At 69.4% G+C, this 13,919-nt stretch carries 12 protein-coding genes and 8 pseudogenes; 10 read left to right on the top strand and 10 right to left on the bottom strand.

What is annotated here, in order from left to right:
* Window positions 1-272 precede the first annotated feature (272 nt).
* The 3 genes and pseudogenes from ACZ561_RS14150 to ACZ561_RS14140 form a co-directional block, all read right to left on the bottom strand.
* On the bottom strand, window positions 273-566 hold the full coding sequence (locus ACZ561_RS14150; RefSeq protein ID WP_470994467.1) for a hypothetical protein: 294 nt from the start codon (window positions 564-566) through the stop codon (window positions 273-275).
* A gap of 91 nt (window positions 567-657) precedes the next feature.
* Window positions 658-885: pseudogene (locus tag ACZ561_RS14145) on the bottom strand (cation:proton antiporter regulatory subunit); the annotation flags it as partial.
* Between the two features lie 147 nt (window positions 886-1,032).
* A pseudogene (locus tag ACZ561_RS14140) lies at window positions 1,033-1,887 on the bottom strand (SPFH domain-containing protein); the annotation flags it as partial.
* A 474-nt stretch (window positions 1,888-2,361) separates the two neighbouring features.
* Between ACZ561_RS14140 and ACZ561_RS14135 the strand changes: the two are divergent.
* A pseudogene (locus ACZ561_RS14135) lies at window positions 2,362-2,510 on the top strand (energy-coupling factor transporter transmembrane protein EcfT); the annotation flags it as partial.
* A 107-nt stretch (window positions 2,511-2,617) separates the two neighbouring features.
* Here the strand turns inward: ACZ561_RS14135 and ACZ561_RS14130 are convergent.
* Window positions 2,618-3,340, bottom strand: coding sequence for a TetR/AcrR family transcriptional regulator (locus ACZ561_RS14130; RefSeq protein ID WP_470993873.1), 723 nt, complete (start codon window positions 3,338-3,340; stop codon window positions 2,618-2,620).
* 172 nt (window positions 3,341-3,512) lie between these two features.
* On the opposite strand from ACZ561_RS14130, the gene ACZ561_RS14125 reads away from it, so the two are divergent.
* Window positions 3,513-5,249: an amidase gene (locus tag ACZ561_RS14125; RefSeq protein WP_470993870.1), complete on the top strand. Its 1,737-nt coding sequence runs from the start codon at window positions 3,513-3,515 to the stop codon at window positions 5,247-5,249.
* A gap of 54 nt (window positions 5,250-5,303) precedes the next feature.
* On the opposite strand, the pseudogene ACZ561_RS14120 reads toward ACZ561_RS14125, so the two are convergent.
* A pseudogene (locus ACZ561_RS14120) lies at window positions 5,304-6,254 on the bottom strand (alanine--tRNA ligase); the annotation flags it as partial.
* 59 nt (window positions 6,255-6,313) lie between these two features.
* Here ACZ561_RS14120 and ACZ561_RS14115 point away from each other — a divergent pair.
* Window positions 6,314-6,649: an antibiotic biosynthesis monooxygenase gene (locus tag ACZ561_RS14115; protein ID WP_470993867.1), complete on the top strand. Its 336-nt coding sequence runs from the start codon at window positions 6,314-6,316 to the stop codon at window positions 6,647-6,649.
* Here the strand turns inward: ACZ561_RS14115 and ACZ561_RS14110 are convergent.
* Entirely contained in the window at window positions 6,618-6,863 is a 246-nt protein-coding gene (locus ACZ561_RS14110; RefSeq protein WP_470993865.1) for a hypothetical protein, read from the bottom strand. The genes ACZ561_RS14115 and ACZ561_RS14110 overlap by 32 nt on opposite strands.
* Before the next feature lie 195 nt (window positions 6,864-7,058).
* Here ACZ561_RS14110 and ACZ561_RS14105 point away from each other — a divergent pair.
* Window positions 7,059-8,078: pseudogene (locus ACZ561_RS14105) on the top strand (IS110 family RNA-guided transposase); the annotation flags it as partial.
* Here the strand turns inward: ACZ561_RS14105 and ACZ561_RS14100 are convergent.
* Complete coding sequence (locus ACZ561_RS14100) at window positions 8,075-8,497, bottom strand: hypothetical protein (RefSeq protein ID WP_470993862.1); 423 nt, start codon at window positions 8,495-8,497, stop codon at window positions 8,075-8,077. The pseudogene ACZ561_RS14105 and the gene ACZ561_RS14100 sit on opposite strands and share 4 nt — an antisense overlap.
* A gap of 55 nt (window positions 8,498-8,552) precedes the next feature.
* Window positions 8,553-8,764, bottom strand: a pseudogene (locus ACZ561_RS14095) (hypothetical protein); the annotation flags it as partial.
* Between the two features lie 652 nt (window positions 8,765-9,416).
* Between ACZ561_RS14095 and ACZ561_RS14090 the strand changes: the two are divergent.
* Complete coding sequence (locus tag ACZ561_RS14090) at window positions 9,417-9,848, top strand: hypothetical protein (RefSeq protein WP_470993860.1); 432 nt, start codon at window positions 9,417-9,419, stop codon at window positions 9,846-9,848.
* Window positions 9,849-10,089: 241 nt separating this feature from the next.
* Here ACZ561_RS14090 and ACZ561_RS14085 read toward each other — a convergent pair.
* Both ACZ561_RS14085 and ACZ561_RS14080 read right to left on the bottom strand, forming a co-directional pair.
* Window positions 10,090-10,587 (bottom strand): annotated as a pseudogene (locus ACZ561_RS14085) (transposase); the annotation flags it as partial.
* 217 nt (window positions 10,588-10,804) lie between these two features.
* Complete coding sequence (locus ACZ561_RS14080) at window positions 10,805-11,119, bottom strand: DUF6980 family protein (protein WP_470993857.1); 315 nt, start codon at window positions 11,117-11,119, stop codon at window positions 10,805-10,807.
* Between the two features lie 238 nt (window positions 11,120-11,357).
* On the opposite strand from ACZ561_RS14080, the gene ACZ561_RS14075 reads away from it, so the two are divergent.
* From ACZ561_RS14075 to ACZ561_RS14055, 5 genes and pseudogenes are all read left to right on the top strand, one after another.
* On the top strand, window positions 11,358-11,492 hold the full coding sequence (locus tag ACZ561_RS14075) for a hypothetical protein (protein ID WP_470993854.1): 135 nt from the start codon (window positions 11,358-11,360) through the stop codon (window positions 11,490-11,492).
* Window positions 11,493-11,899: 407 nt separating this feature from the next.
* The gene (locus tag ACZ561_RS14070) at window positions 11,900-12,103 is read left to right on the top strand and encodes a cold-shock protein (RefSeq protein ID WP_030939356.1); all 204 of its coding nucleotides are present in this window, start codon (window positions 11,900-11,902) and stop codon (window positions 12,101-12,103) included.
* A 274-nt stretch (window positions 12,104-12,377) separates the two neighbouring features.
* Window positions 12,378-12,852, top strand: a pseudogene (locus ACZ561_RS14065) (hypothetical protein); the annotation flags it as partial.
* Between the two features lie 45 nt (window positions 12,853-12,897).
* Window positions 12,898-13,203, top strand: a complete 306-nt coding sequence (locus tag ACZ561_RS14060) for an SCO5918 family protein (RefSeq protein ID WP_470993851.1) — start codon at window positions 12,898-12,900, stop codon at window positions 13,201-13,203.
* A 194-nt stretch (window positions 13,204-13,397) separates the two neighbouring features.
* Window positions 13,398-13,736, top strand: a complete 339-nt coding sequence (locus tag ACZ561_RS14055; RefSeq protein ID WP_470993848.1) for a MerR family transcriptional regulator — start codon at window positions 13,398-13,400, stop codon at window positions 13,734-13,736.
* Window positions 13,737-13,919 lie beyond the last annotated feature (183 nt).

Genomic DNA, 13,919 nt, shown 5'->3' with positions numbered 1-13,919 from the left:
GTGGTCGTAGACGACCACGAGGGCGATGGACAAGGCGACAAGCCCCGGAGCCGTGCACGCGCACCAGCGCGCACGCCGGTCGACGCACCGGCCAGGCGCGGGACCTCGCCGGTCAGCTCCACCCCGTACAGCGCGACGCCCGCCAAGCCGAGCAACAGCACAGGCCCCTCGGAACCGCAGGCTGCCGGGTCTCCAGCCTCGCAGAAGGGCGACGCTCGGCACGAGGACGAACACCGCACCGGTGACCAGGAGTGTCCAGCTCGCCCAAGGGCTCACGCCGATTCTCCCTGCGCGATACCGTGCGCAGGTGCGCGGTGCCGACGTAGCTCGAGGATCCCCACGAGCGCCGTGGCCGCGTTCAGCGGGAACGCGAAGGTCTCCGCGACGAGGGTCGTGCCCGTGGCCCTACTGAGGCTCGCGGCCACAGCGGCACAGAGCAGAAGCGCCGGCAGCGCGCGGCGCCACCGGGGCAGGTGGGCCAGTCGCCAGACCCGCACGGCTATGACGGTGTTGAACGTCAGGAAGGCGAGCGCCCACAGGGCGAGCAGGACGAGGGTGAGAGACATTGTGACTGCTTCCGGGCAGGCGGAGGACTGTGCCGACCAGGCTTCCCGGCTCACCAGCAGGGGATCCTAGCGGTCGGGGGAGTTCTGTGAACGTCTCCACAGCCGCCGTCTTGCCGGTGACGACGATGATGTCGCCCTTCTGCACGACCGTATCGGCGGTGGCGTACGTGAAGTCCTCACCGGGGCGCTTGATTCCGACGACGGTGATGCCGTAGCGGCTGCGTACCTGGGACTGGCCGAGCGGCCGACCGGTCGCCACCTGCGGGGCGACGGTCTTGACCAGGGCGTAGTCGTCGTCGAACTCGATGAAGTCGAGCATCCGGCCGGTGACGAGATGGGCGACCCGCTCGCCCATCTCGTGTTCGGGCGGGACGACATGATGGACGCCGAGGCGTTCGAGGATCTTGCCGTGCTGGCGGCTGATCGCCTTGGCCCAGATGTTCGGGACGCGCCTCTCTGTCGGCGCTCAATCGCCGGGCATCTGCCCCCGGCCCGGCACCTGGGAGGCCCTCGCGGCCTCAGCCTCGGCCTTCGCGTCGCTCACCACGGCGGCGGCCTGCCTCGCCACCTCGTCGGCAGCCGCGGCAGCGTCGAGCGAAAGCGGCGAGGCTACCTCCAGCTCCGGCGCCTCGCCTTCGTCCGCTGCGCCCTCGGCGGCGGTAGTGGCTGTCTCGTCCGGTTGCGCGGATTGGGGAAGACCCGTCGTCGAGTGATCACCGAATGCGTGGGTGACTGCGCGAACTGCCTCGGTCAACTCCCCCGGGATCACCCAGAACGTGTTGTTGTCGCTCTTCGCCAGGTGCGGGAGCGTCTCGAGGTACTTGTAGGCCAGGATCTTCGGATCGGCATTGTTGCGATGAACGGCCTGGAAGACGCGCTCCACCGCCTTCGCCTCGCCGTCCGCCCGCAAGATCATGGCTTGCTGCGTGCCCTGCGCTTCCAGGATGTCCTTCTGTTTCGTGCCCTCCGCGGTGAGGATCTTGGCCTGCCGCTCCCCCTCGGCGTGCAGGATGGCCGCGCGCTTGTCACGCTCGGCCCGCATCTGCTTCTCCATCGCCTCCTTGATGGTGGCCGGTGGATCGATGGCCTTGATCTCGACGCGGTTGACCCGGATGCCCCACTTGCCTGTGGCGTCGTCCAGGACGGCGCGGAGCCGGGCGTTGATCTCCTCACGTGAGGTGAGCGTCTCCTCCAGGTCCATGGACCCGATGACGTTCCGCAGCGTGGTCACGGTGAGCTGATCGATCGCCTGCAGGTAGTCCGCGACCTCGTAGGCCGCCGCCCGCGGGTCGGTGATCTGGTAGTAGAGCACCGTATCGAGGCACTCCTGGACTTAGGCTCCCTGCCTGCGTTTTTGCAGGTCAAGGGCGGTTTCCCTACCTTACAGCGAGTCGCATGTCCGGTCAGCTTTCACCAGGTTTTTGAGGACTGATGCTGACCACTTGCTGACTTGCCTGACGCCCCGTCAGGCGTTGCCGGAAAGCTTCGCCAGCCCTCCAAGACCCCACCGCGACGACTGCACAAGCCTACGCAGCACCCTCCGAAAGGTGTCAGTGATCACCGTCACTCTGACGGTCCGGGAGGCCAGGCAGGGGCCGAAACAGCGCGGCAACATAGCCGCGGATCACCGGTTAGCCAAACCGGCGATTCTCATGACCCTGGCTATAGCTCGTCCGGTGAGCCGACGAACCTGCTGTTCAACGTGGTTCGCCCGGCCCAGCGCGAGGTGGCGCCGCCGCCGCAACGGGGCCCTGCGCGGCCCGCTGGCGCGGCGCCTGGTCGCCGACACGCTGCCATCACCATGCGCCGCACCAAGGCCCCCTGGGCACGGGGCTTCACGTACTACCCCTGCCTCGCCCTGACGATGGCCGCGATCCGCGTGGTGTCCGGGCGGCCTTCGCCACCGGCATCACCCCGCACGACCACTTCCGCTTCCCTCTGCCCCGCAAGCGTCAGGTGGACCAGGGCGTCACGCCGCGGGCCTGACGCCCCGTGCTCACAGCTGACCTTCAGAACGCCCGATCGGTTCCGCTGGTGGCATCCGACCGTCGTCAGCCCTGGTCGGTGGGACGCAGTTCGCGTTCGAGGGCGGACAGGGCGAAGGCGTGTGCGGAGGTGTGCTGCCAGCGGGACCGTCCGAACATCACGTCCTCGGAGAGCCCGCTCAGCATGGCCACGGCCCGGATGGTGAAATCGGGGAGGTCCACGTCGGCGAAGTGCCCCAGGTCGCGGCCCTCACGGAGGATGGCTTCCAGGCGCTCGTCCCAGCCGTCCAGCAGCTCGGTGAGGATCTGCCGGCCCGCTTCGTCGTGGCGCTGGGCCAGTACCTGCGTCCACAGCGCGTAGCGTTCGTCGCCTTGGTGGCGGGGCAGGTAGAAGCGGACGAACAGGTCCAGCTTCTCTGCAGGGGACGCCGCCCGGTCGGCGGCCTGCTGGAACCGGACCCAGAGGTCCGCCTGGCTCCAGGCGAGGACCTCGAGCAGGAGCCGGTCCTTCTTTCCGAAGTGGTAGAGGATGTGCCCGGTGCTCATGCCCGCCCGCGCGGCGATGTCCGACATCCGCAGTGCCGCTGTGCCCTTCTCGGCGATGACGCTGACGGCGGCCCTCATGGCGCGCTCCCGCGCCTCGTCCCCGCCGGGCTGACGCTTCCTGTCGATCGGCACCCGGGCCATGGGCCGCGAGGCGGCGCCGGTCTCCACGCCCGCCGACCCGGTCACGCCTTTCGACGGGAGGAGGCGGTCGGGCAGCGCGGGCCCGGTCTCTGACGTCGGCATGGGCTCACTTTCGGTTCCGGAAATCCAGGCCTCAAGTCTAGGTTCCAAAAATCTAGACCTTTAGTCTAGACTGAAAATCTAGTCAGTGCGATGGGGTGTGACGACCGGCTGTGCGCGGTCGCCCCGACGGCCGCGGCCCGCCTGCCCTACTCACCACCCAGGAGACACCCTCATGACGCGCGGATTCGATGTCGTGGAGACCTGTATCGCCGACCTGCGCGCGGCGCTGGAGAAGGGCGAGACGACCGCCGTCGGGCTGCTCGACGCGTACCTCGCGCGGATCGACGCGTACGACCGTGCCGGTACGGCCACCGCCCTGAACGCGATGGTCGTGATGAACCCGCACTCCCGGGCGGAAGCGGAGGCGTCCGACGCCCGCCGCGCCCGCGGCGAGACGCTGGGGCCGCTGGACGGCATCCCGTACACCGCCAAGGACAGCTACCTCGCCGAGGGGCTCACAGCCGCGTCCGGCTCCCCGGCGTTCGAGCACCTCGTCGCCCAGCGGGACGCCTTCGCCATCGAGCGGCTGCGCGCGGGCGGCGCGGTCCTGATCGGCCTGACCAACATGCCGCCCATGGCGAACGGCGGCATGCAGCGCGGCGTGTACGGCCGCGCGGAGAGCCCGTACAGCGCCGACTGGCTCACCAGCGCCTACGGCTCCGGCTCCTCCAACGGCTCCGGCACGGCGACGGCGGCGTCCTTCGGCGCGTTCGGCCTCGGCGAGGAGACCTGGTCCTCGGGCCGCGCCCCCGCCTCGAACAACGCTCTGTGCGCCTACACCCCCAGCCGCGGGGTGATCTCGGTCCGCGGCAACTGGCCGCTCGTACCGACCATGGACGTCGTCGTCCCGCACACCCGCACCATGGCCGACCTGCTCGAACTGCTCGACGTCGTCGTCGCCGACGACCCGGACACCCGCGGGGACCTGTGGCGCGCCCAGCCGTGGGTGACGCTGCCCCCGCCGTCACAGGTGCGTCCCGCCTCCTACCCGGCCCTCGCACCCGCCGACGCCGAGGCCGCATCCACCGCGCTCGCCGGCAAGCGCGTCGGCGTGCCCCGGATGTACATCAACGCCGACCCCGACGCCGGAACGAACCCCGACGGAGGCATCGGCGGCCAGACCGGGCAGCGCATCGACACGCGCCCCTCGGTGATCGCCCTGTGGGAAGCCGCCCGCCGCGACCTGGAGGCCGCCGGCGCCGAGGTGGTCGAGGTCGACTTCCCCGTGGTGACCAACTACGAGTCCGACCGCCCCGGAGCGCCCTCGCTGCTGACCCGCGGACTGGTCGGCCGCGAGTACCTCGCCTTCGAGATCGAGGACCTGTCCGCCTGGGCATGGGACGACTTCCTGCGCGCCAACGGCGACCCGGCGCTCTCCACCCTGGCCGACGTCGACGGCGACCTCATCTGGCCCAAGCAGGAGGGCGAACTGCCCGACCGGTACGACGGCTTCGACGACACCATCGGCGAGTACCCCCGCTTCGTGCGCGAGCGCCCGTACGCGTCCCTCGCCGACATGCCGCTCCTGGAGGAGGGGCTGCGCGGGCTGGAGGAGACGCGCCGCGTCGACCTGGAGCTGTGGATGGACGGGCTGGGCCTGGACGCGGTGGTCTTCCCCGCGGTGGCCGACGTGGGCCCCGCGAACATGGACGTCGACGTGGCGTCCGCCGACCTCGGCTGGCGCAACGGCGTCTGGGTCGCCAACGGCAACCTGGTCCCCCGCCACCTTGGCATCCCGACCGTGACCGTACCCATGGGCACCATGACGGACACCGGTATGCCCGTCGGACTGACCTTCGCGGGCCGCGCCTACGACGACAACACTCTGCTGACCCTCGCGGCGGCCTTCGAGAAGACCGGCGCCCGACGCACGGTGCCGCCACGCACGCCGCGCCTGACGGCGGAGTGACCTGACGCGCCGAGGAGGGGCGTGGCGTTCGGCCACGCCCCTCCCCCGGCCAGATCAGCGGACGCCGATCACGCGGGGCAGTTCCGCCAGGGTGTCGGCGAGGCGGTCGGCGGCCAGTCCGCCGCCCTGGGCGAGCTCCGATGAGCCGCTGCCACGTCCGCCGAGGAGCTGCTTGACCAGCGAGGCCGCGCTCAGGCCCGTCTCGTGGGCGGCCTTGTTCAGCCCGACGACGACCACGCCCGCTCCCGTGCCGATGCCGACGGCACCGGGAGTGCCGACGGGAAGACGGTCGCGGACGGCGGTGGCCCGGGCCCAGGCCTCGTCCGCGTCGCCCTCGGCAGTGGCGGTGACGACCTGGACACCGTTCACGTCGATCACGCCCCCGACGAGTTCGGCGGCGCGGGCGGTGGTGGCCTGCTGCTTGAGGCGGGCGTTCTCCCGGTCGGCGGCCTTGAGCCGGTCGAGGAGGCCGGCGACCTTCTCGGGGAGTTCGGCACGGGGCGCGCCGAGCCGCTCGGCGATGCGGGCGACAAGGCCCCGCTCTCGGGCCAGCTAGCCGAAGCCCTCGATGCCGACGGCGGCCTCCAGACGGCGCATGCCCGCGCCGACGGACGACTCGGAGGTCAGGGCGACCGTGCCGATCTGCGGGGCATGTTCGACGTGCGTGCCGCCGCACAGCTCGCGCGACCAGGCGCCGCCGATCTCGACGACCCGGACCTTCTCCCCGTACGTCTCGTCGAAGAGCGCGAGCGCACCGATCTCCTTGGCCTCGGGCAGCGTCATCCAGCGCACACCGACCGACAGGTCGCGGCGCATGGCGCGGTTGGCAGCCTCCTCGACCTCGGAGCGGACCGTGGGGGTGAGGGCGCCGCGCCAGGGGAAGTCGAGGCGGACGCATCCGGGTCGGTTGTAGGGGCCGGCCTGCAGGGCGGTCGGGCCGAGGATCTCGCGCAGGGCCGCGTGCAGGACGTGCGTACCGGAGTGGGCCTTCCCAGCGGAGGGTCGGACACGACAGGCGCCCGTCACGACCGGGCCCCGTGGCAACGCAGGAGGAGAAAACGCCCATGGCCGTGACCGCCGTCATCGACAGCACCCGTCCCGTGGCCACCCTGATCAACGTCCTCACCGTCCCGCCCGAGCGCCGGCACGAACTCCTCGCCCTCCTCGCCCACGCCACCGAGACGACCATGGAGTTCCGGCCCGGCTTCCTCTGCGCCATCGTCCACGCCGGCTCCGACGGACAGCGCGTCATCAACTACGCCCAGTGGGAAAGCGAGGACCACTACTGGGCCATGCGCGCCAACCCCAAGGCCCAGGTCCACATGGACCAAGCCGCAACCATCGCCACCGACGTCCAGCCCCGCCTGTTCACCGTCGCCTCCCACAACCCCCGGCCGTAGGGCCGTGCAAGACGTCGACCACCTCGATCTGTTCGGTACGGCGGACGGCATCCACGGACGCCATCTCCCCATCCTGGATACAGGCGATCGACTCGACCACCTCTCCGAGGAACCCCACGTGGTGGCTGTTGACCGTGCAGAGGACGGCGATGCCGGCACCGAGCAGCTCCTCAACTTCCCGGCCTTGAGGCTGCGGGAGCTGGGGCTCTGGCACGACAACGGCTTTGTCTAGAGGCTGGCGTCCTCGTCCTCGTTTTCGGGAACACGACCGTCACCGCGGCCTACTGACTCCTCGATCACCGAGACACAACCCGACGCGCCCTGCCCGCAGAGCCAGCGGGCGGAGGCACGATCTCGGTCCGCGGGCCTCCCTGGGAGGTGTGCACCTGCCGGAGCTCGGTTACACCGGGCCTCGATCGGCGCCCTGCCACTGGCCGTGGCCCGGGACATGGGCTGCCCGGTCGCCTACCTTCCGGGGCTGACGATGCGGCGGATCGCCGACCTCTACCCAGGTGAGGCCAAGACGGACGCGAAGGACGCGTTCATCATCGCGGACGCGGCCCGCGCGATGCCGCACACGCTGCGGGCGATCGACGGCGAGGACGAGACGATCGCCGAGCTGGAGATGATCGTGGGGTTCGACGACGACCTGGCCGGCGAAGCGACCAGGGTCGCCAACCGGCTCCACGGTCTGCTGACCCAGATCCACCCGTCGCTGGAACGGGTGCTGGGGCCGCGGTTGCAGCATCCGGCCGTCCTGATGCTGCTGGAACGGTTCGGGTCCCCGGCCCAGATACGCAAGGCCGGACGGCGGCGGCTGGTCACCCTGTTACGCCCGAAGGCTCCGAGGATGGCCGAGCGGCTGGTCGAGGAGATCTTCGACGCTCTGGACGAGCAGACCGTCACCGTTCCGGGGACCGAGGCGGCCGCGCTGATCGTCCCGAGCCTGGCCGGATCTCTGGCCGCAGTCCTTGACCAGCGCAAGCTCCTGGCCGGGCGGATCGAGGAACTCCTGGACGCCCACCCTCTTTCGAAGGTCCTGACGTCGATGCCGGGAGTCGGCGTCAGGACCGGAGCCCGCATCCTGATCGAGGTTGGCGACGGCAGCACCTTCCCGACCGCCGGCCACCTCGCCGCCTACGCGGGCCTTGCTCCCGCGACCCGCAGTTCAGGATCGTCGATCCGCGGTGAACAGCCCTCCCGGAGGGGGAACAAGCAGCTCAAACGGGCCTTCTTCCTCTCCGCGTTTGCCGCCCTTGGGGACCCTGCATCGCGGGCCTACTACGACAAGAAGATCAGCCAGGGAAAGCACCACACCCAGGCCCTGCTCTGCCTCGCCAGACGCCGGGCCGACGTCCTCTTCGCGATGCTCCGCGACGGAACCTTCTACGAACCCCAGCCCGCCCGGGCCGTCGCTCCGCAGACCTAGACCATGGCCAGGAGGTGATCCGTGGGGCCGTAGTCGATCTTCCAGTCGGCATAGGCCCCCACGGAGCCGTCGTTCTGGCACCGCAGCCCAACGGTCACCCAGCGGACCGACCCGTCGCCAGCGAGCGAGAACGCGACCGCGGTCTCGAACTCCTCGCTCCCGCATGGGCAGCAGGCCTCGCCAGGATCAGCGTCCTCCCAGAACTCCTCGCTATCCGCGATGAACGCGCGGACGCCGCAACCAGTGCATACCCGTTCGGCTCCGCCCTCGACATCGTCAACGAGCACGAAGAACACGCGCCCGCCGCACCCGCCGCAGACCGAAGGAACGATCTTCACCGGACGGCCCTCATCAGCGTTCCGCAGAAACGCCGCGAGCTCCGCAGAGACACCCTCGCCAACCTGATCATCAGCATGCACAGGCACATCGTTCCAGACGCCCGAACGAGCACCCATCCACCTTGACCAAAGAGATAGGGGCACCCCCCCACTGGCCGGGCGTGTTGACAAACCCGAGCGGGCGGCACCCGCCTTCCCCGGCGAGGTGGATCTTGGAGGGAGCCCGCCTTGCGAGCGTCCCAGAGCCTCATCGGAGCGGTGACGCGCTCGAGGGGTGCGGGCGGCGCCGTTCCACGCCGCCCGCGTGCGCCGCCGGCATCCCGGGGCGGCCGGGGCCTGGTCGAGTGCGGCGCCGAGGCCGGGGCGGACAACAGCAGGGCAGCCGCGATGCCGTCGGCGGTTGGGGGGCCATCGGCGTGTGCGGGCGAGCGCGGTGATCAGGGTGAGTGGCCTTCATGACGAGTCGTGTTCTGGCTCAACTTCTGTGGCGCGCCTCCGCGTCGCCGGCAGAGCGCGTCGGCCCAATACCAGTCAGCTGTACGAGCTTCCAGCTCTTGCGGACCGCGATGAGCGCCACCGGGTACTGCGAACACCGTGAAGAGACCAGCTGCAATGGGACTCCTGCACCTGGCCGCGGTCACGACCATGTAAACGAAGACAGCCCAGTCCACCCAGGTCTGCTTCAACAACGTCATTACGCCACTCACGGCACCTCCCGGCGGGACAGTAGACCACGCGGCGTAGCACGTCACTCATTGTGTGCACTTCACAGAAGGTGAGCCAGAACCCGAGTCGTGACGACAGTTGCCAGCGAAGAGGGCTGACGCTGCAGGCTCCTACTCAATAATCCTGCGCCCGGCAGGACCGTCGCCGCCTTCCGATATGTTCTTCCGGACTCGCGCCGGCGGGTCACACGCGAATGATGAGGGGAACCGTGCCAGGTGAGCGGCTTGACGCGGAGTGGGTCCGGTCATGGTGGGAGCAGGCCGATGCGGCTCTGATGGAGCTGATGAAGGCGTTTCTCTCGACGCACGGCTTTCCACCCGGCCGCAACACCGTGATGCTCGCAACCGACGACAGCCACCAGGCGACGAACGCACTCGTGGAGCTGACGCCGATCCCCTCCGACCTGACCACGCTCTACTGGGTGATCAGCGAAGCTTCCCTGCCCGACGTCGACAGCGGGTACTTCATCCACTCATCCTCGACCGTGGCGGAACACCTCCGCGGGTACGGCCCCGCTCCGATTGGCGGGGAATCGATCGCACTGGTCTTCGCCAGCGACGGCGGAGGCCATCTGTTCGCGATCGGAGACAGCGGACAGGTCTGGAAGTCCACTACAGCTTCCTGGTTCGACGACTTCGTCGTTGCTGCGGCCAGCTTGCGGAAGTTCCTCGAACAGCTCGGCCAACGGATCACGCACCAGCTCTGATCACCGACCGAAGTCCACACCCGGCATCTGTCCACGCCACGTGTGTCGTCCGACCGGCATCTGTCCACGCCACGTGTGTCGTCCGATACGTGGTCAGTTTCCTTCACTCATCCCGTCGGCCCCAGCGGGCTCCGCCATGGCGATAGGCCGGATCCGCCCAACCCACGAATCGGGTGTCAGCGAGGACCATACAACGTCGATATCGACGCCGTGGAAGGTGCGGGTGAGGTCCGTGAGGAGGGCGTTCGACGACCTCGCGGACCTGGATGGCGGCGACGGCCGCGAGGTCGGCGCCGGGCTCCAGCCGGATCGCGTCCAGCAGGGCGGTCCAGGAGGTGCGGCCGCTCTCCGGCGCGGCAACGATCGAGTACGGCCAGCCCGGAACCACCTGGTGCTTGCCCAGGCCCCGGCCGAAGGTGTGGCAGAAGGAACGGTCCGAGCACGTGTCGGCGTCCGGCCGTAGCCACGGGGAGACGTCGGCCGCCAGCACCAGACGCCCGTCGGCCGCGCGGGGCAGCGGCACCCCGACCAGGGCACGGCGGAGCCGGGTGACGTCGATCCGGCCTTGGTTCAGTCCGGCGTAGAGGGCGCCGTGCCCGCGCCGGTGCTCGGGCGCGAGGGTCAAGTCCACGAGCGTGCGAACCGGACCGTCGGTGCACAACAACGCGTCACACAGCTCGAAGAGGGCATCGCCCCGGGTAAGCAGGGAGGCGTGTAGCTCGGTGCGGAACGCCGTCACCGCCGTGAACGCATCTGGTTGAACCCCGTGCTCGACCTGTCCCACGATCCGGCCTCCACGCGCCGCGCCGACCTCTGCCCGCAGGATCAGGCCCTGGCCCCGTGGACACGCCGTGAACAGGGGAAACCCCGAACAAGTTCGAGACCGTTCGACGGCGGACCGAAAACGTCAAGCTAAGGGCATGTATCGGAAGCGGCTTGAGAGGCTGTTCATTGCGTCAGTCCTGAGGCGGGGCGGCGAGCCAGCGGTCGTCGTGGAACTCGGCAGGGATTTCGCCCTCCCACGGGTCGATCCCACGGCGTTCCAGTTCGTCGAACCATCGGTCCCGCTGTGATTCAGGGAGGCGGCGTCCGCACCAGCGGCAGAAGTCGATGGTGATGCTCGATGTGCCGCCGTCGTGGATGATCAACCCGTACTCCTGGAACTTGGCGCTGAATTTGATCAGCGCGTCCGGGCAGGCGAAGGGGTCGTCGTGCTGGTCGCAGGGCACGTTCACTCGGCGGTTCATCGCCTCGCAGCAGTTGCTGGTCATGACCGCGGTTTCTTGTTCATCGGCACTGTGCCCAGAAGTAGATCACGGCCTTAGATGATCACCGGTTGGCACGTGGAGATCTGACGGATGCACAGTGGGCCCGGCTGGAGCCGTTGCCGCCTCAGAGGCATCAAGTCGGCCCGTCCGCATGTGTGGACTCGGCGGCAGTTGATCGACGGCAAACGGTTTCGCACCCCGTACCGGCGTCCCGCGGTGGGAGGAGAATGGGACCACGCGGGTGATTCCGGGCAGCAACCACGGGCCGGAGTACGAGGAGAGCGGCACCGCGGCGCAGACGATACCGGCGATCATGAACGCCGGCGACGTCCTGCTCATCAGCGTGAGAGGGCGCACGGCGACGGTGCCAACGTGACCACTGACTTCTACCGCTGCGCGCTCGCCGACCACCTGAAGCTCTGAGCCGTCTTGATGGTCACTCGGCCGCCGAGGGTACGGGGACCTGCCCGGCCGCGCGAAGAACGCTCCGTCCCGGGTGGTAAAACCTGTGTTAGCGAGATGAGAATTTAAGGGACCGCGCGCTGAGGGTTTTTCACGGCTTCAAAGAGGGCCCGATATCTACGGCACGCGTCACTGTTGTCGTGCTACTGTCGATCTCAGTTGCAGTTGTGGTTCCCAAGAGTTTCAAGCAATCAGTCGGACTATACGTCCACTGCGAGCGCTTGTGCATTTCCGGCCCATCGGTCCGGCGGGGCAATCATTGCGGCGATACGAGGTCCGCACGTTGCGGATCCCGTTGTACTGCCCCGAAGGAGATTTATTATGGCTACTGGTACCGTGAAGTGGTTCAACGCGGAAAAGGGTTTCGGCTTCATCGAGCAGGACGGTGGCGGCCCTGACGTGTTCGCCCACTACTCGAACATCGCCGCCCAGGGCTTCCGCGAGCTGCAGGAAGGCCAGAAGGTCAGCTTCGACATCGCGCAGGGCCAGAAGGGCCCGACGGCCGAGAACATCGTTCCCGCCTGACGCTGACGCGTACTTCGCGGCTGGGGCCCGCATCCCTCGGGGTGCGGGCCCCAGCCGCGCGTTCTCCCCGCAGTGATTTCACCAGCGGGGATCCGAGGATTCCGCGGCCCTCCGCACGAGGATCCTCGCCCGGGGACATCCGCGTTCGCACCTCGTCCCCGTTTCCGCCGGCCGGATTCGCTTTCACGTTCCAGCCCGCCCATTCTCTCAATTCTCCGTGCGCTCGCCGCTGCGGGAATTCCTTGACATGCGCCGCATTCGAGGAAGGCTCCACATGAACCGCACAGGCACGAGCAATCGCTCCTCCGCCTCCACTTCCCGTACGGGCAGGAGCCGGTTCGGCTCGGCGGCCCCAGCCGTTTCCGGCGGCCAGGCCCGATCGGGAGGGCGGGTCGCTCCGGCGGCTACGGCCGCCGGCCCGCCGCCGTACAAGGCGAGTTCGCCCTCCCTCGGACGGCCCGACGATCACCCCCGCGCTACCCGTCGTAGAAACGGTTCGCCGAGCTCGACATGCCGCCCCGCTGCTCGCCGCGCTCGGCGCGGAGGGCGTGAGCGTCCCGTTCCCGATCCAGGTTGCCTCGACCCTGCCGAACGTCCTTGCGAGCCGTGACGCGCTCGACCGAGGGCGCACCGGCTCCGGCTCCCGCTCCGGCTCCGGCTCCGGCTCCGGCTCCGGCTCCGGCAAGACCCTCGCCTTCGGTCTCGCGCTGCCCGCCCGTACCGCCGGACGGCGGGCGGAGCCCCGCCGTCGCCGGCCCTGCTACTCGTCCCCCATTTTCCGTGAGTGAGACATCATGCGCTGTGTCATCGCCCGGTTCCCCTTCGACCTCACCAAGGCCGACGTGCTGGAATCGATGAAGGGCGTCAAGCCCGAAACCGTCGTGGCCGAATCGGTGGTCATCGGCCGTCGCGTCTACCCCGTCATGCAGGTGGGGCAGGTCATCACCCGCCAGGACCGCCGCGATTTCAACGCCGGCGAGGTCATCCGGGCCATGACCCAGCTCGGCTTCACCGTCCGCGGCCCGCACGAGGCACCCGCGACGGCCCTGAGCCCGGTCCAGCAGGCGTCCGCGGTGCTCGGCGGCACCATCTCCGGCTGAGCCGCGGAACGGCACCGAAGGCCCCGACCGGCACACGCCGGTCGGGGCCTTCGGTGTTTCCGGTGTCCGCGTCCGCGAGCACTCGCCTGCGGGGCAGGAAACGAACCGGGCCCGGCAGATGGTGTTGAATTTCCTCCGGGGCCCTGTGCCGTTCGGCACCGGGCCCCTCGACGCGCTTCCAAGAAGAGGTGCAGATGACAGCGGACGACTCGCTCGGTGGCCGGCTGGACGACGACGACTACCCCGCCTACACGATGGGCAGGGCCGCCGAGCTGCTCGGTACCACCCCCGGCTTCCTCCGTGCCATCGGCGAGGCCCGCCTGATCACCCCGCTCCGCTCGGAGGGCGGCCACCGCCGCTACTCCCGCTACCAGCTGCGCATCGCCGCCCGCGCGCGGGAACTCGTCGACCAGGGCATGCAGGTCGAGGCCGCCTGTCGCATCGTCATCCTCGAGGACCAGCTCGAAGAGGCCCAGCGCCTCAACGAGGAATTCCGCCGCGCCGCGGGCGCACCACCCGACACGACCGGCTGACCCGGCGCCCGGCCGCCGGGGCCCTCCCCACGAGAAGGGCCGCCCACCCGCGCCCCCACCGCGTCCCCGCATGAGCAGGAGAGGACACCGCCCCCAAGTCCCTGCGGAACAGCGGGAGACCGCCCGGACGTGTGCCTTGAGCGGCACACGGCCCCGGACGGTGCCAGGAGGGACACTCGGCGC

This window comes from Streptomyces sp. NPDC039609 (genome assembly GCF_055596705.1).
This window is presented reverse-complemented; position numbering and strand designations above follow the sequence as displayed.